Below are 21,078 nucleotides of genomic sequence, written 5' to 3' on the forward strand. Positions count from 1 at the left end.
ACAACTTGAAACCAGTGTCTTAACTTAACATGTTGATTTTTTTTTAAAAAAAAAGCTTTTAATATACTATTCCAATTCATGAAAAAAGCAAACTAGATTTTTTATTAAAAAACAATTCGTTTGAAAATAAAATTTATTTTCTATATTTCAAAAAAATTCTAAAATACAGACAATGAAAAAACTACTAATTTTCTTGGCTTTCGTGCCGTTGGTATCTTTTGGGCAATTCTCTAAAGGAACAAAAATGATAGGTGGTAATATATCTTTCTCTTCAAGTAAGTACAATTCGGAACCAAATCTACCCAGTTACAATAATTATTTTTCTGGAAATTCTCATCTTGGGTTCTTCCTTAATGAATCATTTGCAATAGGTCCAGCTATAAATTTTACCAACATTAAAACCCCTTTTTTTAACCCAACAACTAATTCAATAGGATATCGGAACACAAATAGTTACGGTGGAGGAGTTTTCGTCAGAAAATTCTTGCCAATTTCTGAGAAGTTCTATTTTAGTTTGCAAGGTGAAGGTTTGGTAGGTAGGACAAAAGGAGAAGATGATCCCGAAAATGACACAACATTAAGACTCTCTATACAGCCAATGTTTACTTTTATGCCTAATAAAAACTGGGGATTTGATATTGGAGTAAGCCAATTATATTTCCGCTCAAATTGGTCGGATTCCCAGTTAAGAGAAAGGCATTTTCAAGCTAGTTTAGGTCAAGTAAGTCTAGGCGTGAATTATTTCTTTGGAAGAAATTGATTTTGTCAGAAGAAATCCCCCCACTCATGCAACAATTCACTGTTGCATGAGTTTAATGAAATAAATCCAGATAAGAATAGCTGAAAACCACCCTAAAGTTTTCAGCTATTTTATTATACAAAAGGACTTTTTGATTAGATTTATAATACCTGACATGTTTTTGATTTAACTATTACAAGCTTATGAGACATACCACTTTGATATTTTTGCTTACCGCTTTTCTTTTTTCATGTAAAAAGAGCGAAGAATCAACCACAGAAATCCCCGAAACCAAAATTAAAACGGGTTGTTATTTCTATGAATCCAACGGTTCTGTAGCTGGATTGAAAATCAACCAAACTGGAGACATCATTCAAGGTGAGTTGGTTTATGCCATATTGGAAAAAGATCAAAACTTTGGGAAATTCTCAGGAAAAATCGAGAATGGATTGTTGACAGGAGATTATGAATTCACTTCAGAAGGTATGGAGAGCAAAAGACAGGTTGCTTTCCAAATAAGCGAAGGAAAACTTACCGAAGGTTTTGGAGAAGTTATCGTAAATGAAAAGGAAGCAACATTCAAAGATCCATCAAAATTGGATTTCGATAATGGGCTGGTATTTCTCCTGACTGATTGTGAAGAGTTGGAATCAAATTGCTTTTTTGATAAGGATGCCGTAAAGTCAAATATGACAAACACCTGCATCACCCCCAAAGAACTTGGGTTTAAACTCAACCAAATGGAAGTTGGAGCTATGAAAAATGGAAATCAGGTATATCTTCACTTTGACGAAAACGCTGAAAATGCAGAGATTTTTCTGCCAAATTCCAAAAACGGAATCATCTTGAAAAAGACAAGCGAAGGCAACTGGAGTGATGGGAGCTATTTATTATTCGCTTGGAAAGGATTTGTGCTCCAAAAAGACGGTAAGAACATTTATGCCGGAGGAGACTGAATAGACTGCCTCCCCCAACATCAATATTATCTGACGAATGACAAATTACCGCAGAGATTTGGAGAATAATTACCACAAGGCATACTAACATTTTTTATATTTGAGCTTATGAAAAAATCCCTCTATCAAATTATTACGGTATCCTTTTTACTTTTCGGGATGATCAGCTGTGATAAACCAAACGAAAAAAAGGAATCAACTTTACAAATGGAGCAGACACACAAAGTAGTAGTTTATCAAGTTTTTACACGACTTTTTGGAAACACTAATACCACGAACAAGGCTTGGGGTACACTTGAAGAAAATGGTGTTGGCAAGTTCTCTGATTTCACAGATAAAGCACTTCAGGAAATCAAAGATTTAGGGGTAACACACATATGGTACACTGGAATACCACATCATGCTGTAATTAGGGATTATACAGCATATGGGATATCCGATGATGACCCAGATGTAGTCAAGGGCCGTGCGGGCTCTCCTTATGCTGTCAAAGACTACTACAATGTCAATCCCGATCTAGCGGATGATCCTGCAAATAGAATGGCGGAATTTGAATCATTGATTCAAAGAACACATCAAAATGACTTGAAAGTCATCATCGACATCGTACCCAACCATGTAGCGAGGAGGTATGAAGGAAAAAACAATCCCAAAGGCGTTAGGGACTTCGGTGCAGATGACGACACCAATGTGGAATACAATAGAAACAACAATTTTTACTACATCCCTGGCAAATCATTTGAAGTACCAATTGCATTGAATGAATATCGTCCCTTGGGAGGAGAAAAACATCCACTTTCTAATGGTATATTCGAAGAAAATCCTGCCAAATGGACTGGAAATGGATCCCGAGAAGCACGCCCTGATTTCTACGATTGGTACGAAACGGTCAAGATAAATTACGGAATAAAACCCGATGGCAGGAAAGATTTTGAAGAGTTGCCACCACATTTCAGAGAAGAGGATTACAAAGCCCATTTTGATTTCTGGAAAAACAAAGATGTACCTGATTCTTGGAAGAAATTTAGAGACATTGCATTGTTTTGGACCAAGAAAGGTGTAGATGGCTTTCGCTTTGACATGGCTGAAATGGTGCCAGTTGAATTTTGGAGTTTTATGAACTCAGCCATCAAAATGGAAAACCCCAAAGCATTTCTTCTCGCTGAGATCTACAACCCAAGAGAATACAGAAACTATATCCATCTAGGTAAGATGGACTACCTCTACGACAAAGTAGAGCTCTATGATACACTCAAAAACATCATGCAAGGCAGAGGCTCAACAGATAACCTGATCCCAATCCAGCAAGGTTTATCAGACATCAGCCAACACATGCTTCATTTCTTGGAAAACCACGATGAGCAGCGTATCGCAAGTCCCGAATTTGTTGGAAAGGCTGAAATAGCCAAGCCCGCAGCCGTACTTTCCGCTACAATCGACCAAGCCCCTATGATGATCTACTTCGGCCAGGAAGTAGGTGAGCCAGCTGCTGAAAATGCAGGCTTTGGAAGCCCGAGTAGGACGTCCATATTCGACTACATCGGTGTCCCCCACCATCAGCGCTGGATGAATAAGGGGACATTCGATGGTGGCCAATTAAGCCAATCCGAAAAAGAGCTAAGGGATTTCTATAAAAGACTACTCAACTTCACGGTCAAAAGCCCTGCATTGGCAGGAAACTATGCAGAAATCCATGCTTTCAACAGAGGAAATACAGAATGGTATAATGATCGAGTTTTTTCTTATGTAAGATGGTCACAGAACCAGAAATTGATCATTGTTACCAATTTTGACTCGGATAAAGCTTTTGGTTTTGAATTGCAACTTCCACCCAGCATGATAGAAGCTTGGGAACTGAAAGATGGAGAATACGATTTGGAAGAAAAGCTCTACCAAAATGCTCAAACAAACCTTATTGTATCCGCTAATCAAGCCAAAGTCAGAGTGGATTTAAAACCTTTGGAGAGCTGGATTTTGCAGTTAAAATAGATAGTCTGAATTGATACTAAGTGATTAAAGATCAATATTCTCCTCCAACTAAATAAAGAGTCAATTGAACTCAAGAGAAAGAGGAGAAAATCATTTTGATATGGATCATTTTCAATAGGGATGTGGCTTTAGCCCAGCTCTATTGATTATAGCTTACTTTTAACCGGCTTTAACCAAAACATCTGATTTTCCGCTACTTTCAGTTCCTTTACAATGCCAAAATCAAAATTCCTAAACTACTTCTACTCCTTTTTCATGGAATTTAAGGAAGAAACAATTTATCTGACAAAGTCATGGAGACTGTTGTTAATCCTATTTTGTCAGGAAGCTAGACCAAAATCTTCAAAAAACACCTTCGGCTAAATGTATTTTTAGAGTACAAAAAATAACAAAAATTGTATCTTAAAAGATACAATTTTTCGTTTGCCAAAAAAAAGCTCCAACTTTCCAGTTGGAGCTTTTTCTATAAACCATTTCTATGAATCCGATAAATACTTACAAAATTGCCTTTCCTCTAATTAAAAAAATGAATTTTGGATTGGAACTAGAATTTGTTTCCACTATAATTTTTTGTTGAACAACTCCCGGTAAAGAGGGGTGTAGATCAAATTTCAAAAAAACAGAATCACTTGGATTAAGCCAGTCTTTACTTAATTTTGGAATAGTGCAAGCGCAATCAGATTGATAATTTTTTATCCTAACCTTGCTATTTCCTTTATTCACTAATAAAATACTATCCGACGCTCCATCAGCAATAGAAAACTCACCAATCTGTAATATTTTCGAGGGAGTCCAAATTTCGGAGGAGACACTTTTTTCTTCACAGCCAAACAAAATCAAACAGTTAATCAATAGTACTAAACATCTAAGTGAATTCATTTTCTATCTAAAATTAATTTGGGAAAAAACTAAATAATAATCATTTGGAGAATTATTTATCTCATTAAAACTTTCATTTGAAAGCAAAAGATCCTGCGGATATTTTTTTATAAAGTCAACATATGCTTCTGAGGAGAATGTAAAGCATATCCTATCCTCTTCAAGATAAATAGGCTTACTTAACAATTTAAATAATGGGTCTTTTGAAGATTTTGAAAAACTTTTAAATAAATTTTTGTTTAAGCTATAAATTCCATAGAAAATACGGGATTTATAATGGTAATCAAAAACTAAGAAATCTTCATTCATAAAAAATGTAGAACCCATAAAGCTTGTTTTATGCTCAGCGTTAGTTAAAATATCAGGGCGAACTACTTTAGAAAAATCTTCTTTATTTTCAAGAACAAATTCGCTGATAGTTTCTAATTTAAAAATAGGGTTAAAGTCTTCTTCAATAGAATTAAACTCATATATCAAATCATCAAAAGGCTTTGCAAATAATATTTTTTCATTCTGAAATGTCAAAAAACCCGAGAAATCAATTACTGCATATGATTTCTTTGGATCAAAAGGAAAAAATCCTTTAGGATTTTTTAAATCTTTGTCACTTATAAATAGATTATAGTTACCTCCAAAACTACTGGGATTATGATTTATATATATCATTGTTTTATCTAACGAAAGAGGCACAAAAGAATATCCGAATAACCCTAAGCTATATTGTTTTCTAAAATCAAAATTAAATTTATCATAAACAAAAAAAGACATATCTCCTGATGACATCAATATGATATTATCTTCAAATATATTGAAATCCTCTATGCCAAGAAATTCACCTGGACCTGAGCCAATACTTCCTACCTGACCTATAAACTCTCCTAATATATTAAAACAAAAAAGGTTAGAGAATTTTTTATCCAAAACATATATTCTGTCATCCGATAAATGAATTTTATCAATTGAAACAATAAATAAAGAATCAGGAACTTTTAATGGTATAACTTCATAATCAATAAACAAAGACGTAAACTTTTCCTCATTTTTCCCCCAATTACCATTTAAAGAAAGTGCAATTATTTCTTCTGAATTTTTTAAATCACCAAAGTCTGAATTCTTGTTAGAACCACAAGAGCAAATTACAAAACAAAAAAATACAGATAGTATAAGCAAGTAGTTTGATTTCATTTTTATTTTGTCAATAATTTAACAATATTATTTTTGGTGTCACCCTAAACACCCTACTCAAACAACTGAGAAAGTGAGTCAAAAACCTCACTTTCTCAATAGTTACTTCTTAATTATCTCATTCAATAGAAGCATCTCCTCCTCCCTTATCACATGGATTAGATTCACATTGTGATCCGCAAGAAACACACGTATTTCCTACCATAATCAGCTGACCTTCTTCATTAGTTACTTGGCAAATATGCATCTTAAGAAATCCGCCATCGGCAATACTGTGCTTAATTTGTGAAACAAATAAAAAGCCTACACACATTAAAGATAAAATTGTAATTTTGACTTTTGTTTTCATAAGAGAAATGATTTATATGTGAATTAAATATTTTACCTAAAGAAAGAAAGAAAGAAAGAAAGAAAGAAACAAGCATTTAGTTTGAAAAAACAGAAAAATTCATCAAGAATTGTTGAAAACATTACTAAAATCACATCGATTATACTTTTCATAGAATTAAAGGCAAAGAGAGATTTCTCGACTATTTTAATCAACATCAAAAAAACTAATTGAATATTTATTTGGCTAAAGCATCGACAGAATCATTTCTTCATATTCCTCCAGCTAAAAAAGAAGGCAATTCAGGAAGGGAGACTTTGAATTGGGATGTGGCTTTAGCCAAATTCCTACATTGCCGCAGATGAAATGATCTATGGAATGGGAAACAAAATTCCTCTTTATCTTTTCGGTTTCTTATATTAAAAAAGCTCCAACTTTCTAATTGGAGCTTTTGCTATAAACCAACTTGTGGTTTCAAAATATCTACAAATATCAATTCTGCGAAAGCAAAATATCCATCAGCATCATTTTTTACACATAATTATTCAACATCACAGGCATCACCAACATCAGGATGTCCTCATTCTCCGACTTGTCGGAAGGAACGATCAAGCCTGCCCTGTTTGGTGCTGAGAATTGCAGTGTCACTTGTTTTGAAGTGATATTGTTGAGCATCTCTACCAAAAACTTGGCATTGAATCCTATCTCAATATCTTCTCCGTCGTGGTCACATGAAAGTCTTTCATTCGCTTCATTGGAAAAATCCAAATCTTCGGCAGAGATCTGCAACTCACTACCCGCCAATTTCAATCTTACCTGATGGGTTGTTTTGTTGGCATAGATGGCGATCCTTCTCAAGGAACTCAAGAATTCTATCCTATCGATAGTCATGTGGTTTGGATTGTCGACAGGGATTACATTTTCATAATCAGGGAAACGCTCGTCAATCAATCTACAAATCATCTTGATACTCCCGAAATTAAAGTATGCATTGGAACTGTTGAATTCAACTGTCACAGGAACATTCTCAGAAGGAAGAGTAGACTTGAGTAGGTTAAGTGCCTTCCTTGGAATAATAATGCTTGCTGCATCAGGAGAAGCGATATCAACCCTTCTGTATCTGATCAATCTGTGGCCATCAGTCGCTACAAAAGTGGTATTGGTACTACTCAAATTAATATAAACACCAGTCATAGCCGGTCTCAGTTCATCATTACTTGTTGCAAAAATCGTATTGCTGATAGCGCTGCTCAAAACCTCTGTGGACATATCCACGGTTGTAGCATTGCTAACTGTTGCGATTTTTGGGAAATCAGTGGCATTCTCTCCCGCCAATTTGTATCTACCATTATCAGAACTGATCTCGATGCTGTAAGTATCGTGGTCAATACTAAATGTAACCGGTTGTTCTGGAAGGTTTTTCAGTGTCTCTATCAAAATCTTCGCTGGCACAGCAATGTTTCCATCTTCTTTGGCCTCCACTTCGATCTCAGTCATCATGGAAGTTTGCAAATCAGAAGCCGTTACGGTTAATTTCCCTTCCTTGATTTCAAAAAGAAAATTCTCCAAAATAGGTACTACAGGATTGGTAGTCACTACCCCGTTGATAGCTGAAAGCTGCTTTAAAAGCGCAGAAGAAGAAACAATAAATTTCATATCGAATAGCTTATTTTATGTCGAAATATTATAACAGGGTAAATTTATAAATAAAATCATAAACACAGCCAATGACTTGGATTTTCATTGAAAAAAAGTGTTTTTTTAGATATGAGATGCTAGATATGAGACGTGAGACAAAGACAGGAGAGTCTTAGAAGGAAGAAGAACTCAAAAGGAGGACGGAGGAGTGGTCAATACCCCTGAAAGGGTCGGAAGTTGGTGGGGTCTTTGTCATTGTTTTCCTCGGGTTTCACCCGAGGTTATTGAGAGGTTTGACCACTTCGTGGTCGGTGGATCGTATAAAAACCGATATATCTAACGACGGTGAAGCCGTCTAACTTTTCAATAACTTGTCCGCCATGGTCGAGCCCTAGGTGAAACCTAGGGTATTGGATCAATTAGGATGGAAAAAGACAACCCCGAATGGGGTTGAATAGTAGGTACGAAAATTAAAACTTCAATTCCAAATTGAATCTTTATTCCCCGAATTATATTTTATATTCCTCCAACTTTAAAATCTACGAATCTACCATTCTCGCGCAATTTAAAATTTTTCAATATTTCAATTTTATAATCAGACAATCAAGACAAACATTTCAAATATCCCCCTTTGCTCCTCAGCGCTTCTTTGCGAGAGGCAAGGCCTTACAATCACCGCCTCCTTCGAGCCACTATCCAAATCAACGAAAGTAATCCCATCAAAAGCACAGGCAAAACCACATTAACCACCTGCCATTTCGTTCTCTCTTGGTTGACTTTGACTTTATTCAGAGGTCGGATTTGATATTGTTTCGTCTTTGTGGCTATAATACCTTCCGGTTCGACCAGATAATTGATCATGTTTTGGAGCAACAGGCGATTGGCATAATGAACTTCGGAAAAAGGATCAATCCCCAGCGGCATTGGCTCTCCTGATCTTGGGTCAATCGCACTCTCAAACAATCTTCCAGTTCCGGAGACCAAGACTCTACCTTCATTTCCTGTTTCCAAAAACGATGATTTGGACATACCGTCAGGAAGAAATCTATTTTTGAAAACCGAAGTAAACTCCCCCTCCAATAAATACAGGAGAGGTAAATTTCTCAAGCCAAACAAATCCAAATCCGGTTCACTATCCATATCCTGAAAAGCTATCCTTACAGGTGCAGGAAGCTTTCTGCTAAATTCAGAACCAAAAATCAATGGGATCTTTCTTACCCCATCAGCCTTTACCGTGTCCAAACTTGAAGTAAACCTAAACATCACCTGATCGAGTCCTTTGGTTACCGGATGCTTGGCCATTCTTCCCGCAGCAATATAAAACGGCCAAGGCAAAGGCACCAATTGTTGCTGGTTTCCAAAATTCCCAGCCATCACTGGATGGTAGCCAAAATTCATGTCTTGGACAAAGTCCTTGTTGACCCTAATCCCATATCTGAAAAGCAACTGATCCAATCCGTTTTCGAATGGCATCGCAACTGTTCCTTCTCCACCAGCTTCATCCATTTCATAAGCCAATGCATTTGGCAAAACAATCAAATCCCCCCCTTTCATCAAATATTGGTCAAGGAGATAGATTTCCTTTTCGCCATAAGTTTCTTTTGGACCAGAAATGATCAAAACATCAAAAGGATCCAAATCTTCGACTTTATTGGCTTGTTCAAAGGGAATTTTGAACACTTCAAAATCCTCCACCAAAGCTTCCACGATTCCAAACCCATCATCGCCTTCCAGTTCACCATTTCCCATCATCATACCTACTGCAAACTGTTGCTTGCTGATAAGCTTGCGAATCGCATTGATCAATTCATATTCAAGGTTCTCGACAGAATTATTCAAAATCTCATCGGGAGACATCCCTTTTTCACCTTTTAGGATCAAAGCTCCAGTTTCATATTCCGAATCTTTGACAAGCACTCCCGGAAAAATCATTTTGGTCTTTTGCCCGCCATCTTCCGTGACAAACAAATTGGTCGGCTGTATACCATATTCAGTCAATCCCACTACAAAATCTTCTTGTTCTGAAGCAGGAAGTGTCAATGGATCCAGATATGAAAAACTTATTTTTTGGGAACTGAATGCATTGAAGGTCCTGACCATTTGCTCTGCGGATCTTTGAAGTCTTCTCATGCCTCCAGGCAGATTTCCCGAGAGTAAGATCTCCACTTCAAGAGGTTCTTCAAGATTTTCCAAAACCTCAATGGAGGCGGGATGAAGGGAGTATCTTTTCTCTTCTGTCAGATCTATCCTGAAATTGATCAAGCTGAAAAGCACGTTGATCACAACGATGGTTAGAAGGATGAGGCCGAGTATTTTGAGGATATGTTTGTTGCTTTTATTTTTCATTTTCTCCTAATCAAAATAACAGTCAAACCCAACATCAATATTGTAATGGAGAGAAAATACGCTATGTTTTGCGCTTCTATCACTCCCCTACTCATACTTTCATAATGGTAGCTCAAACTCAACTCCTCCAATAAAAGTGCAAAGGAAGACATCACCTGCAGCTGAACCAATGCAGTCAATCCGAAGTAAAGCAAGAAAATCATAAATACACCCCAAATAAATGCAATGATCTGATGGCTGGTCAAAGCACTGGCAAAAATCCCTATCGAAACAAAAACAGCCCCTATCAACATAAGTCCTATCCACGAACCAAAGAATCCTGCATGATCAATATTCCCAACAGGATCACCAAGCTGTACGATGCTGTAGTAATAAACCAAAGTGGGTAAAACAGCAACGAAAACCAGTGTAAAAGCAGCAAGGAATTTAGCTAAGACAATAGCCAAATCTCCAAGTGGCGAGGTCCTCAAAATCTCCCAAGTACCTGATTTACGCTCTTCTGCAATCATCTTCATGGTGATCGCCGGAATCAGAAAAGTAAAAACATAGGGAGTATAAACGAATAAAGGTTCCAAATCAGCAAAACCATAAACCAACACCGAAGAGTCCGGAAAAACCCAGACCATCAATCCAATGGAAATCAGGAAAACAGCCAAAATCAGGAACCCCGAAAGGTTTCCGACAAAGGCGTTGATTTCTTTCCAGTACAATGCGCGCATCAAATTATTTGCTTTGGGTGATTTGTTGAAAAATAGATTCCAAATTCTTTTCCTTCTGCTGAACACTGATCAAATTCAACTCTTTTTCTTGTACAATTTGAAGCAAAGCTTTTCTGCCGACACTCCCATCTTCAACGAGAATGGATACAGCAGATTGCTTTTTTTGGATAAATTCGACTTGTCCAACACCTTCAAACCAAGCCAAGTCTAAGGATTCTTCTGTTTCCAAGACAAGTTCCACTTTCCCTGCTTCTGATTTCAAATCAGAGATTAGATCGGAAGCTACTATCTTTCCTTTGTTGATAATCACAACTTTATCACAGATTGCTTCTACTTCTTGCATGATATGGGTACTAAGGATCAAGGTTTTTTCCTTGCTGATTTTCTTGATCAGCGCACGGATTTCCACCAATTGGTTAGGATCCAATCCTGTGGTAGGTTCATCCAAAATGATCACTTCGGGGTCATGGATCAATGCCTTTGCCAAACCCACCCGTTGTCGATATCCTTTGGAAAGTTGGTGGATCTTTTTGTGTGCTTCCACCTCCAAACCACAAAGTGGAATCAATTCATCGATCCGTTTTTTGACCTTCTGGCCTTTTATCCCATAGAGCCCTGCGATAAATCCCAAAAACTCCCGCACATACATCTCCAAATACAGTGGATTATGCTCAGGCAAATAGCCAATCAGCTTGGAAACCTCTTTTGGGGATTGTAAAACGGAAATGCCATTGATCAGTACATCCCCTTCGTCGGGGAGGAGAAATCCCGTGGCGATTTTCATGGTGGTAGATTTCCCTGCTCCATTTGGCCCCAAAAAACCCAAAACCTGCCCTTTTTCCGCCTCAAAGGAAACTTGATCCAAGGCTTTTTGTTCTGCGTAGATTTTGGTTAGATTCTGGACGATCAGTGACATAGTCGATTGATGGGAAAATTATCCGACGAAGTTACGCAGATGTAGGGAAGTAGCAAAAAAAAATATGTAGCACCGGGCCAAATGGGATATTTGATTTTTGATGCTTATGGATATTCGTTTGGATGAAACTTGACAAAAAGATATAAAGCAATCAATTTCACCCAACTATAAAAACATGGAAAATTAAATGACCCCTTTCACCAACTCCTGCATCGCTTTTCCCGATTTGGTAGCCACATCCACCACATCTTCATGGGCAAAAAGCTTGTTATCAGTTGGGTTACATTCATTGGTGATGACTGAGATACCGAGGACTTTCATCCCTATTTGATTGGCGGCTATGACTTCAGGCACTGTACTCATGCCGACGGCATCACCACCCAAAGTTCTGTAATATCGGATTTCTGCTTTGGTTTCCAAGCTTGGGCCAGTCACTCCGGTGTATGTACCCTCACGCAAATTGATATGTAATGATTTTGCCATTTCCTTGGCTAGGTTTCTCCATTTTAAATCATAAGGCTCACTCATGTCGGGGAACCTCAGTCCAAAATCTGTGGCATCCTTACCCCTCAAAGAGTTTGAAGGGAATTTATCAATATGGTCTGTGATAAGCATCAAATCACCGACTTTGAAATCAGGATTCAATCCACCTGCCGCATTGGACACTACCAATCGCTCTACCCCCACCAAACTCAAAACCCTCAAAGGGAATACAGTCTCTCCCAATTCATATCCTTCATAATAATGAAACCTCCCATTCATGACCCAGACCCATTTGTCACCAATCCTCCCAAGCATCAACTCTCCCGAATGCCCTGCAACGGTGGAAACAGGAAAATAAGGAATCTGACTATATGGAATGGAAACAGCTTCTTCCAAAACTTTTGCAAATCCACCCAGACCAGAACCCAAAATCACCAAAGTGTCTGCTTGTTGGGAAATTTGGGATTGGATGTAAGCTGCTGCTGATTTTGCTTTTTCCAGGTATTTCATAAGGGTTGGAGGTAAGTTATAATGTTTTAAGGTTGATGGAATAGAAAGTTGGAAAGTTGCAAGGTTAGAAGGTTTTTGTTTAGTCAGCTTGATTGGAAGATTATTGGATTAAAAGGTTGGAAAGTTATAAGGCTCAAAAGGTTTGTCATGCCCTGAAATTACTTGACACTTTTTTCTTTTAAATGAGGAAGTTCAACTTCCCGATTACGGGACAGGCTCTCCGGGTTGTCATCAGGTCTCGTCCTGAAATAGGTGTCTTGCTTCTCGTCTCTCGTCTCTAGCTTCTCATATCACCTATAACCTCAACGTAACTCTGCACCCCTGCGTCCTCTGCGTCTTATGCATGCCCCCCTCTCGCTTCTCAAACCTCCCTCACCAACTCTTTGATAACCAAAGACATCTTTGGCTCGGCAATGGCAGCCGCGGCAAGGACTTCAGCGATACTGATTTCTTTGACATTTCCGGGAGAACATAGGTCAGTGATGGCTGAGACAGCAAAGACTTTCATATCCATATGTCTTGCTACTATCACCTCTGGTATGGTACTCATGCCGACAGCATCTGCCCCGATTGTTCTGAGGTATTTGTATTCTGCCTTGGTTTCCAGGTTTGGCCCTTGCACCCCTGCATACACGCCCAGATTGATATTGATGTTATTATCTTTTGCAATTGCAATGGCCCTATCAATGAATTCTGAACAATATGGCTCACTCATGTCAGGAAATCTCACCCCAAAAGAATCCAGGTTCTTTCCCCTCAAAGGATTTTCCGGAAACAAATCTATATGGTCGTTGAGAATCATCAAGTCACCGATTTGATGATTGGGATCCAAGCCACCGGCAGCATTGGAAACAAAAAGTTTGGATACTCCTATCGCCTTCATCACCCTTACAGGAAAAGTTATTTCCTTCATAGAATACCCCTCATAATAATGAAACCTGCCTTGCATTGCTACTACAATTTTACCGGACAACTCCCCGATGACCAACCTACCACTGTGGCTCTCTACTGTGGAAATCGGAAAAAATGGAATTTCATCATACGGAATTTCATGCTTGACATCAATTTGATTGATGAGCTGCCCAAGTCCAGTTCCCAGAATAATCCCAATATCAATATTTTTTTTAAAGACATTTTTGATATGGTCTTTAGCATGCTTTATTTGCTCCAAATAATCAATCTCAGGTTCTTGCCTCATAATTCATAATTTTGGACTAAAATACGGAAATCATTTAAGTTTAGGATGACAATCCGCTACTTTGGCAATATGGAAATGCAAACTGGACTACTCTCAACAGGCAACACAGAGGCTAGAAGAACCAAATTCAAAATCACTAATGCCGCAACAGGAAATAAGACTAGTCTTCAGATCAACAAGATTTGCACTGAAATCACCCAGAGATTCCCTAAAATTTAAGAGAAAAACCCGAAACTAAATATCTAAACAAATTGTAGTATCAGCATACAAAAAAGGAATACGAATCAGATGATCAAAATTATAGTTGGCACAAACAGAAAAAATTCGATCTCAAAAAAGATCGCTTCAATCTATCAAGAAATACTTTTTGGACAAGGGGAAACATCAGAAATCCTCGAACTCGAACAGCTACCAATTGATTTTTTATTTTCTGCTTTGTACGAAAACAACGGGAAAAACTCGATGTACAACGAATTTCACAGCAAAGTAATGGAAGGGGACAAATTTGTGTTTATCGTGCCGGAATACAATGGTTCATTTCCCGGAGCACTAAAAGCATTTATTGATGGGATGACTTACCCGAATGCATTCAGGGACAAAAAGTGTGCATTGGTTGGGGTTTCTTCTGGAATAGGCGGTGGTGGCATCGCTTTGAGCCACCTTACCGACATCTTCCATTATCTGGGCATGCATGTACTTGCCCTCAAACTCAAATACGCAAAGATCGAGGACAATATGTCAGATAACCTGCTCACCAACAGGCTGTACATGGAATTGCTTCAAACCCAAGCTGAAATGTTGATTAAGTTCTAAGACTTAATCAACATTGTCATGCAGAAATCTATTGTTTTTCAAGAATTCATTGTCATCTGTCAAATTGAACCTTGAAATACTTCTTTCAGAACTATGCTGCACATCATTCAACTTAATCTGCTTCCTTACATAAGCAGGAGTATCTAATTTATCCTTAAACTCTTCTGGGTTTTGGTTAAAGCTCTTGATGCTTTTCAGCTTTTCAAACCGCTCGTGGGCCCTTTGAATTGCTTTTTGCTTCAACTGCTCGTAGTAATCATTCCCGTAAGCTGGATTTTCAACTGGGTTCTCTTCCTCAACCGGTGCCTTTGCAGCAGGTTGCTCTTCATCTTGCAAAGTAAAGACCTTCTTCTCTGGCTCTTGGTTGTTCACTTTTACAAACTCGAACCCGCTTTCTTCCTCTTCCTCATTCAGCTCAACCTGCTTTGGTGCATCAACCCTCTTTGTTTCCTGTGGCTTGGATGCCTCTACAGAAGTCTTGCTTTCTGTTGCTGTAGGGAATAATGGTTTGTTGAAAGTAAAGGTATAAGTCTGTCCGGAGACCGCTGGAGCTTCCTCTTCGATTTTGGAAGTTTTTCCTGATTCCAAATGGATGAGTTTCTTTACCGGTTCAGCCTCCTCAGTCACTTCAATTACTTTTTTGTCCGATTTGGTTTCTTCATTACCTGAAGCTGGAGCAGCTAAAGTTGTCAACCTGTCCATTTCAAAACCTGTAGCAATAACAGTAACCCTAATTGCTTTACCCAAATCCGTATCGATCCCTTGACCAAAGATAACTTCAGCCTCTTCACCAGCTCTCTCTTGGATATATTCGGTGATTTCACTCAATTCATCCATTGACAACTCTTCATCCTCTCCAGACATGATAGACAAGAGGATTTTTTGGGCACCTTTGATGTCAACATTATTCAACAATGGAGATGCGATTGCTTTTTCAGCAGCTTTGATGGCTCTTCCTTCACCTTCTTCGGTTGCAGATCCCATCACAGCAGCACCGGCATCTTTCATGACCGTCTTCACATCTTCAAAATCAACGTTTACATCCTGGTGAACAGTGATGATTTCCGCAATGGATTTTGCAGCCGTTGAGAGAATGTTATCCGCCTTTGCAAAAGCGGATCTGATGGCAAGATTGCCATAGATTTCCCTCAACTTATCATTGAGTATGACCAGTACCGTATCGCAATTGTCCCTCAAAGATTCTATTCCCAACTGGGCAGAATTCATTTTCTTTTTCCCTTCGAAAATAAATGGGGCAGTCACAATACCCACGGTCAGGATATCCAAATCCTTGGCGATCTTTGCGATCACAGGAGCTGCACCAGTTCCGGTTCCACCACCCATACCGGCAGTGATAAACACCATTTTGGTATTGTCCGACAAAAGCTCTCTAATCTCTTCTTTGCTTTCCAAAGCTGCGTTTCTTCCTTTTTCAGGATTTGCACCAGCTCCTAGCCCTTCGGTTAGGTTTGCACCCAACTGAAGCCTCAAAGGTACAGGGCTGCTTTTCAAAGCTTGGGCATCTGTGTTGACTACCACAAACTCCACATCCTTGATACCTTGGTTGTACATGTGGTTCACCGCATTAGAACCACCTCCTCCGACACCTATCACCTTGATGATAGATTTGTGATTTTTTGGAAGATCAAATTTGTAATCTTTCATGTTATCTGACATTTTGAATTTATTTTGGTGAACTTTTATATTTTTAGACTGGACTTAAGGAAGGGGGAAATGAAAAACAATGTCTCCCAGCTCCCCTTTAATCGATAAGCCCTAGTAATTTCCTCCTTCATCCCCTACATCTCCACCGATTATATCTTTGATTCGGCTTCCTATTCTAGAGAATAATTTATCTGCATTTAAATGGATCTTATCGTTCTGTTTGACTTTGAGGTTTTGGTTGACCCCATTTCCAGCATCTACAGACCGCTCATTATAAGAAGTTTCCCTGTCATCCAGCGATTTAAAGCCCGCCAATACAAGGCCTACTGTGGTCGCATACATGGGACTCTTTACTTCTTCGATTTTACATTTCCCAAGGTGTTCATTTGGATAACCGATCCTGGTATCCAAACCAGTCATGTACTCAAACAACTGTGCAACACCTTGCAATTGGGCACCTCCTCCTGTCAATACAATTCCTGCTGCCAATTTTTTATAGTGGCCACTGGCTACCAGCTCATTTTGGACATACTCTATAATCTCTTCCATCCTGGCTTGGATGATAGCTGCCAAGTTTCTGATTGAAATTTCTTTTGGCGGTCTATTCCTAAGACCTGGGATAGAAACGATCTCATTTGGATTGGCTTCTTCGGCTATGGCTTTTCCAAATTTTGTCTTCAACAACTCTGCCTGATGATGCAATACCATACACCCCTCTTTGATATCGGTAGTAATGATGTTTCCACCCAATGGAATCACTGCTGTATGTCTAATGATATTGTCATAGAAAATGGCAATATCTGTAGTACCACCTCCAATATCAACCAAACAAACACCTGCTTCCTTGTCAATATCCCCAAGTACCGAAAGTGAACTTGCCAATGGCTCCAAAATCAAATCTTGCGAGTTTAAATTGGCCCTTTTAACACACCTATTGATATTGTTGATGGCTGTAGTCTGGGCAGTGATGATATGGAAATCGGCTTCCAATCTCGAACCAGACATCCCAACGGGATCTTTGATGCCATCTTCATAATCCACGGTATAATCCTGAGGCATGACATGGATGATGGAATTTCCCGGAGGAACGACAATGTTTTCCATATCATTGGAAAGACCACGTACATCCTCGATGGTGATTTCATCTTGGTTTTGACGTCTTATCGTCACACCGTGATGGACAGTACTCTTGATATGTTGACCTGCAATACCGACGATTACCTCACCGATATTTACATCTGCCATATCAGAAGCATCTTGCACAGCTTTTTGGATTGCATTGACAGTTTTGTCAATATTGGTCACAATACCTCTGATAACACCATCAGATACAGCCCTGCCCATACCGAGCACTTCCAATTTCCCAAATTCATTTTTACGCCCAATGATTGCGCAGATTTTGGTGGTTCCGATATCCAGTCCTACGATTAAGTTGTCATTTTCCATAGCCATTCAATTATTCACAAATAATTTGATCCTTATATTTTACATTCACCCTGCTGTATGCGTTCCATCCTTTGGCAGGAAGAATCTCATCATAAAACAGGCTGATCTTTTTAAACTTTTCTTCTATATCTACTGCTTCACCAAACTCGATCACCTGCTTGCCTACCTGTTGGTGAAACTTGATATCTCCTTTTTTGCTGATTTCCAAACCCGTGATCTGTGCTCTCCAGAAATCATTCTTTTCTATGAACTTGATCAAAGTCAATAAATCTCCATGTTTCTTACTCAAATCCTCAAACCCCAATAAACCCTCTGCATAAGCACCTTCCAAGGTCAATACCCTTGTGGTATAATTTGGGGAAGTAGGTAGAAGGATCCCTTCTGTAGAAATATACCCATCTGCCGCCATTGGACGCACGATCCTTGCCATTGGCTTATGCTGGTCAATCTCTATCCATACATTTCCTTTCAAATCTCCAAAAACCTCAGCATTCTTGACAAACGGATGGTTTTCCACTTTTTTCTCAATACTGCTGAAATTCAATTCACTCATTGAAATCCCTGTATTCAATATGGGGAACTCCGTCTTGAGTTTCTCCAAAATCTCCTTTTCATCCACAAAATACACATCGGCAATCGCATTCACTTTTACCTGTATATTCGTCATGCGCTTTTCGGAATTCTTCTTTTCGACAAACCCGATGAAGACAACCAAAACCATCACAATGACAGTGAAACTGATCGTTTTTTTCATGTTAGTTTTCATCGCGCATCCATTTAGCTATCGGTCCAACCAATCTATCAATATCGCCAGCCCCAATGGTCACCAGTACCTCAGGTTTGCTTACGTTCAAGTAGGTCATCAGACTCTCCTTGCTCTGAAGTGACTTCATACCCGACTTGATATTTGCCAAAAGCATTCCCGATGTCACCCCTTCTATCGGCAACTCCCTCGCCGGATAGATATCCAGCAAAACCACTTCATCTGCAATCGACAGACTGTCGGAAAACCCCTCCGCAAAATCCCTAGTCCTTGAAAACAAGTGTGGCTGGAATACCGCTGTCAACCTATTTTCTGGATACATCGCTTTTACGGAACCCAAAAACGCCCTGATCTCCTCGGGATGATGCGCATAGTCATCGATATACACCTTTTCGTCATTCTGCACATGGATTTCAAATCTTCTTTTCACGCCTTTGAATGTACCCACGCCTTCTCTGAGCTTCTCTACCCCAATCCCTGCATCCAACGCTATCGCTATGGCAGGAAGCACATTTTCAACATTATGAAAACCAGGCATTTTCAATTCCAAACCCTCAATCCGCTGCTCTCCATGGACATAATCAAACTTGAAACTTCCCGGCAAAGCTTCGATGTTCTCAGCCTGTATTGAACCAAATCCTATTCCATATTGGGTTACTGAAAGGGATTTATAATCTTCTTTTCCCAATTTCACAAATGCTTTGGAATGGATATACAGCTTTCCATCCGGAGCAATCAAGTCAATGAATTCACTAAATCCTTCACGCATGACTTTGTCATCTCCGTAGATATCCAAATGATCTGGATCTACACTTGTCAAGATGGCAGTATTGGGATGTAGCTGTAGAAATGAACGGTCGAACTCATCCGCTTCCACTACCACTGTTGCATCTTGCCCTGATTCATCGTGCAGAATAAGATTGCTCTCGTAATTTTGGGTAATACCTCCCAAAAATGCCGCAATATTTTCCCCTCCATACTTCAGCAAATGCGCCACCATGGAAGATGTAGTGGTTTTACCATGTGTCCCTGCTACAGCAATCGTAGGCAAATCCGAAGTAATCAACCCTAATACCGCCGCTCTTTTTTTCAAGCCAAACCCTTCATTGATGAAGAAATTCAATTGTGCTGAATCCTTTGGCATCGCCGGAGTCCAAACAATCAAAGTTTGGTCTTTGTAGTCCATTACTTGGGAAGGAATATTCCCAACCGCATCTTCATAGGAAATCTCCATCCCTTCCTCTTCCAATCTTTTGGTCAAGGGGGATGGTGTCTTATCATAACCTGACACTTTGATCCCAAGATGGTTGAACCATCGGGCCAAAGCACTCATGCCGATACCACCGATACCCAAGAAATGGACGCTATGTAGATTTCTTACATTCATTTTATGATTGCTTCCAATGCTTCAACGATTTCTATTGCCGCATTCGGCTTTGCTAATTTTTTTATGTTTGAAGCCAATTTTTCGGCTTTTACTTCATCTTTCATCACTGCATCTACAGTGGCTTTCAATTTCCCAACCGCATCTACATCTTTCAATAGAACGGCGGCATCTTGGCTTACATAAGCCATGGCATTTTTGGTCTGGTGATCCTCTGCTACATTCGGGGAAGGAATAAATACCACAGGCTTCCCAACCAAACTCAGTTCCGAAACAGACAATGCCCCTGCCCTAGACACGACTACATCTGCAGCTGCATAGGCCAAGTCCATTTCCCTGATAAACTCAAGTACATGTATATGACCCAACCCTGATGCCGTTACTTTTGAATTCATCTCTTCAAAATAAAAGCGCCCACTTTGCCACAATACCTGATAACCTGCATCCTCCAAAGCATTCATATCCTGAATGACCGCATGGTTGATTGTCCTTGCCCCCAGACTTCCCCCCAATACCAAAAGCGTCTTTTTCCCTGCATCCAGCCCAAAATGCTTTTCTGCTTCTTCTCTCTTACCTACCAAATCCATGATATCCTTCCTCACAGGATTTCCCGTATAAACCAATTTCTCCACTGGGAAAAATTTTCCCATCCCTGGATAAGCCACACATATAGTGCGGGCTCTTTTGGAAAGCAATTTATTGGTCAATCCAGCATAGGAATTCTGCTCCTGAATCAAGGTCGGAATCCCTTTATTCTGTGCTGCATACAACAATGGTCCACTCGCATAGCCACCCACTCCGACCGCAGCATCAGGCTTGAAATCATTGATCAGGCTCTTTGCTTTTCTAAGACTTCCCAAAAGCTTGAATGGAAAATTCAAATTTGAAAGGGACAAACTCCTCTGCAATCCTGCGACTTTCAACCCTTCTATTTTGTATCCAGCTTCTGGTACTTTTTGCATTTCCATCTTACCTTCCGCACCAACAAACAAGAATTCAGTGTCTGGATATTTTTCTTTCCAGGCATTGGCAATGGCTATCGCAGGGTAAATATGTCCTCCGGTACCTCCACCGCTGATCATGATTCTATATGTTGTTGACTTTTCGATAAGCTATATTTT

18 protein-coding genes are annotated in these 21,078 nt (G+C 39.3%); 4 read left to right on the forward strand and 14 right to left on the reverse strand.

The annotated features are described in order from the left end of the window. Positions 1 to 172: 172 nt before the first annotated feature. The 3 genes from ACFSKL_RS12460 to ACFSKL_RS12470 all read left to right on the forward strand — a co-directional run bounded on the left by ACFSKL_RS12460 (position 173) and on the right by ACFSKL_RS12470 (position 3,684). Entirely contained in the window at positions 173 to 760 is a 588-nt protein-coding gene (locus tag ACFSKL_RS12460) for a hypothetical protein (RefSeq protein ID WP_376886542.1), read from the forward strand. Between the two features lie 182 nt (positions 761 to 942). Next, positions 943 to 1,695, forward strand: coding sequence for a hypothetical protein (locus ACFSKL_RS12465; protein ID WP_376886543.1), 753 nt, complete (start codon positions 943 to 945; stop codon positions 1,693 to 1,695). A 108-nt stretch (positions 1,696 to 1,803) separates the two neighbouring features. Beyond that, positions 1,804 to 3,684, forward strand: coding sequence for an alpha-amylase family protein (locus ACFSKL_RS12470; protein WP_376886544.1), 1,881 nt, complete (start codon positions 1,804 to 1,806; stop codon positions 3,682 to 3,684). A 495-nt stretch (positions 3,685 to 4,179) separates the two neighbouring features. On the opposite strand, the gene ACFSKL_RS12475 is transcribed toward ACFSKL_RS12470, so the two are convergent. From ACFSKL_RS12475 to ACFSKL_RS12515, 9 genes are all read right to left on the reverse strand, one after another. Then, complete coding sequence (locus tag ACFSKL_RS12475) at positions 4,180 to 4,563, reverse strand: DUF1573 domain-containing protein (RefSeq protein WP_376886545.1); 384 nt, start codon at positions 4,561 to 4,563, stop codon at positions 4,180 to 4,182. Positions 4,564 to 4,566: 3 nt separating this feature from the next. After that, the gene (locus ACFSKL_RS12480) at positions 4,567 to 5,748 is read right to left on the reverse strand and encodes a 6-bladed beta-propeller (RefSeq protein WP_376886546.1); all 1,182 of its coding nucleotides are present in this window, start codon (positions 5,746 to 5,748) and stop codon (positions 4,567 to 4,569) included. Between the two features lie 118 nt (positions 5,749 to 5,866). Then, on the reverse strand, positions 5,867 to 6,097 hold the full coding sequence (locus ACFSKL_RS12485; protein WP_376886547.1) for a hypothetical protein: 231 nt from the start codon (positions 6,095 to 6,097) through the stop codon (positions 5,867 to 5,869). Positions 6,098 to 6,607: 510 nt separating this feature from the next. Then, positions 6,608 to 7,732: a DNA polymerase III subunit beta gene (gene dnaN, locus ACFSKL_RS12490; protein ID WP_376886548.1), complete on the reverse strand. Its 1,125-nt coding sequence runs from the start codon at positions 7,730 to 7,732 to the stop codon at positions 6,608 to 6,610. A gap of 654 nt (positions 7,733 to 8,386) precedes the next feature. Beyond that, entirely contained in the window at positions 8,387 to 10,060 is a 1,674-nt protein-coding gene (gene gldG / locus ACFSKL_RS12495; protein WP_376886549.1) for a gliding motility-associated ABC transporter substrate-binding protein GldG, read from the reverse strand. Further along, complete coding sequence (gene gldF / locus ACFSKL_RS12500; RefSeq protein ID WP_376886550.1) at positions 10,057 to 10,779, reverse strand: gliding motility-associated ABC transporter permease subunit GldF; 723 nt, start codon at positions 10,777 to 10,779, stop codon at positions 10,057 to 10,059. The genes gldG and gldF overlap by 4 nt, the downstream gene beginning before the upstream one ends. Before the next feature lie 4 nt (positions 10,780 to 10,783). Then, complete coding sequence (gene gldA, locus ACFSKL_RS12505) at positions 10,784 to 11,695, reverse strand: gliding motility-associated ABC transporter ATP-binding subunit GldA (RefSeq protein WP_376886551.1); 912 nt, start codon at positions 11,693 to 11,695, stop codon at positions 10,784 to 10,786. A gap of 183 nt (positions 11,696 to 11,878) precedes the next feature. Further along, positions 11,879 to 12,688 carry a purine-nucleoside phosphorylase gene (locus tag ACFSKL_RS12510; protein ID WP_376886552.1) on the reverse strand — a complete coding sequence of 270 codons (810 nt, stop codon included), beginning with the start codon at positions 12,686 to 12,688 and terminating at the stop codon, positions 11,879 to 11,881. 361 nt (positions 12,689 to 13,049) lie between these two features. Further along, positions 13,050 to 13,886, reverse strand: coding sequence for a purine-nucleoside phosphorylase (locus ACFSKL_RS12515; protein WP_376886553.1), 837 nt, complete (start codon positions 13,884 to 13,886; stop codon positions 13,050 to 13,052). Between the two features lie 288 nt (positions 13,887 to 14,174). On the opposite strand from ACFSKL_RS12515, the gene ACFSKL_RS12520 reads away from it, so the two are divergent. Then, positions 14,175 to 14,699 carry an NADPH-dependent FMN reductase gene (locus ACFSKL_RS12520; protein WP_376886554.1) on the forward strand — a complete coding sequence of 175 codons (525 nt, stop codon included), beginning with the start codon at positions 14,175 to 14,177 and terminating at the stop codon, positions 14,697 to 14,699. Positions 14,700 to 14,702: 3 nt separating this feature from the next. Here the strand turns inward: ACFSKL_RS12520 and ftsZ are convergent, their stop codons facing one another. From ftsZ to murG, 5 genes are all read right to left on the reverse strand, one after another. Next, positions 14,703 to 16,364, reverse strand: a complete 1,662-nt coding sequence (gene ftsZ, locus ACFSKL_RS12525; RefSeq protein ID WP_376886555.1) for a cell division protein FtsZ — start codon at positions 16,362 to 16,364, stop codon at positions 14,703 to 14,705. A 111-nt stretch (positions 16,365 to 16,475) separates the two neighbouring features. Further along, positions 16,476 to 17,810, reverse strand: a complete 1,335-nt coding sequence (gene ftsA / locus ACFSKL_RS12530) for a cell division protein FtsA (protein ID WP_376886556.1) — start codon at positions 17,808 to 17,810, stop codon at positions 16,476 to 16,478. A 10-nt stretch (positions 17,811 to 17,820) separates the two neighbouring features. Further along, positions 17,821 to 18,576, reverse strand: coding sequence for a cell division protein FtsQ/DivIB (locus ACFSKL_RS12535; RefSeq protein WP_376886557.1), 756 nt, complete (start codon positions 18,574 to 18,576; stop codon positions 17,821 to 17,823). Next, positions 18,566 to 19,960 (reverse strand): UDP-N-acetylmuramate--L-alanine ligase, encoded by a 1,395-nt coding sequence (gene murC, locus ACFSKL_RS12540; RefSeq protein WP_376886558.1) that lies wholly within the window; start codon positions 19,958 to 19,960, stop codon positions 18,566 to 18,568. Before murC ends, ACFSKL_RS12535 begins: the two co-directional genes overlap by 11 nt. Next, positions 19,957 to 21,066, reverse strand: coding sequence for an undecaprenyldiphospho-muramoylpentapeptide beta-N-acetylglucosaminyltransferase (gene murG / locus ACFSKL_RS12545; RefSeq protein ID WP_376886890.1), 1,110 nt, complete (start codon positions 21,064 to 21,066; stop codon positions 19,957 to 19,959). The genes murC and murG overlap by 4 nt, the downstream gene beginning before the upstream one ends. Positions 21,067 to 21,078: the final 12 nt, after the last annotated feature.

The sequence above is a fragment of the Belliella marina genome, assembly GCF_042682445.1.
GTDB lineage: Bacteria > Bacteroidota > Bacteroidia > Cytophagales > Cyclobacteriaceae > Belliella > Belliella marina.

What these genes read in the sequence shown, in the direction of transcription:
- ACFSKL_RS12460 (WP_376886542.1), top strand. Translation starts at nt 173, where the DNA reads ATGAAAAAACTACTAATTTTCTTGGCTTTCGTGCCGTTGGTATCTTTT.
- ACFSKL_RS12465 (WP_376886543.1), top strand. Translation starts at nt 943, where the DNA reads ATGAGACATACCACTTTGATATTTTTGCTTACCGCTTTTCTTTTTTCA.
- ACFSKL_RS12470 (WP_376886544.1), top strand. Translation starts at nt 1,804, where the DNA reads ATGAAAAAATCCCTCTATCAAATTATTACGGTATCCTTTTTACTTTTC.
- ACFSKL_RS12475 (WP_376886545.1), bottom strand. Translation starts at nt 4,563, where the DNA reads ATGAATTCACTTAGATGTTTAGTACTATTGATTAACTGTTTGATTTTG.
- ACFSKL_RS12480 (WP_376886546.1), bottom strand. Translation starts at nt 5,748, where the DNA reads ATGAAATCAAACTACTTGCTTATACTATCTGTATTTTTTTGTTTTGTA.
- ACFSKL_RS12485 (WP_376886547.1), bottom strand. Translation starts at nt 6,097, where the DNA reads ATGAAAACAAAAGTCAAAATTACAATTTTATCTTTAATGTGTGTAGGC.
- dnaN (WP_376886548.1), bottom strand. Translation starts at nt 7,732, where the DNA reads ATGAAATTTATTGTTTCTTCTTCTGCGCTTTTAAAGCAGCTTTCAGCT.
- gldG (WP_376886549.1), bottom strand. Translation starts at nt 10,060, where the DNA reads ATGAAAAATAAAAGCAACAAACATATCCTCAAAATACTCGGCCTCATC.
- gldF (WP_376886550.1), bottom strand. Translation starts at nt 10,779, where the DNA reads ATGCGCGCATTGTACTGGAAAGAAATCAACGCCTTTGTCGGAAACCTT.
- gldA (WP_376886551.1), bottom strand. Translation starts at nt 11,695, where the DNA reads ATGTCACTGATCGTCCAGAATCTAACCAAAATCTACGCAGAACAAAAA.
- ACFSKL_RS12510 (WP_376886552.1), bottom strand. Translation starts at nt 12,688, where the DNA reads ATGAAATACCTGGAAAAAGCAAAATCAGCAGCAGCTTACATCCAATCC.
- ACFSKL_RS12515 (WP_376886553.1), bottom strand. Translation starts at nt 13,886, where the DNA reads ATGAGGCAAGAACCTGAGATTGATTATTTGGAGCAAATAAAGCATGCT.
- ACFSKL_RS12520 (WP_376886554.1), top strand. Translation starts at nt 14,175, where the DNA reads ATGATCAAAATTATAGTTGGCACAAACAGAAAAAATTCGATCTCAAAA.
- ftsZ (WP_376886555.1), bottom strand. Translation starts at nt 16,364, where the DNA reads ATGAAAGATTACAAATTTGATCTTCCAAAAAATCACAAATCTATCATC.
- ftsA (WP_376886556.1), bottom strand. Translation starts at nt 17,810, where the DNA reads ATGGAAAATGACAACTTAATCGTAGGACTGGATATCGGAACCACCAAA.
- ACFSKL_RS12535 (WP_376886557.1), bottom strand. Translation starts at nt 18,576, where the DNA reads ATGAAAACTAACATGAAAAAAACGATCAGTTTCACTGTCATTGTGATG.
- murC (WP_376886558.1), bottom strand. Translation starts at nt 19,960, where the DNA reads ATGAATGTAAGAAATCTACATAGCGTCCATTTCTTGGGTATCGGTGGT.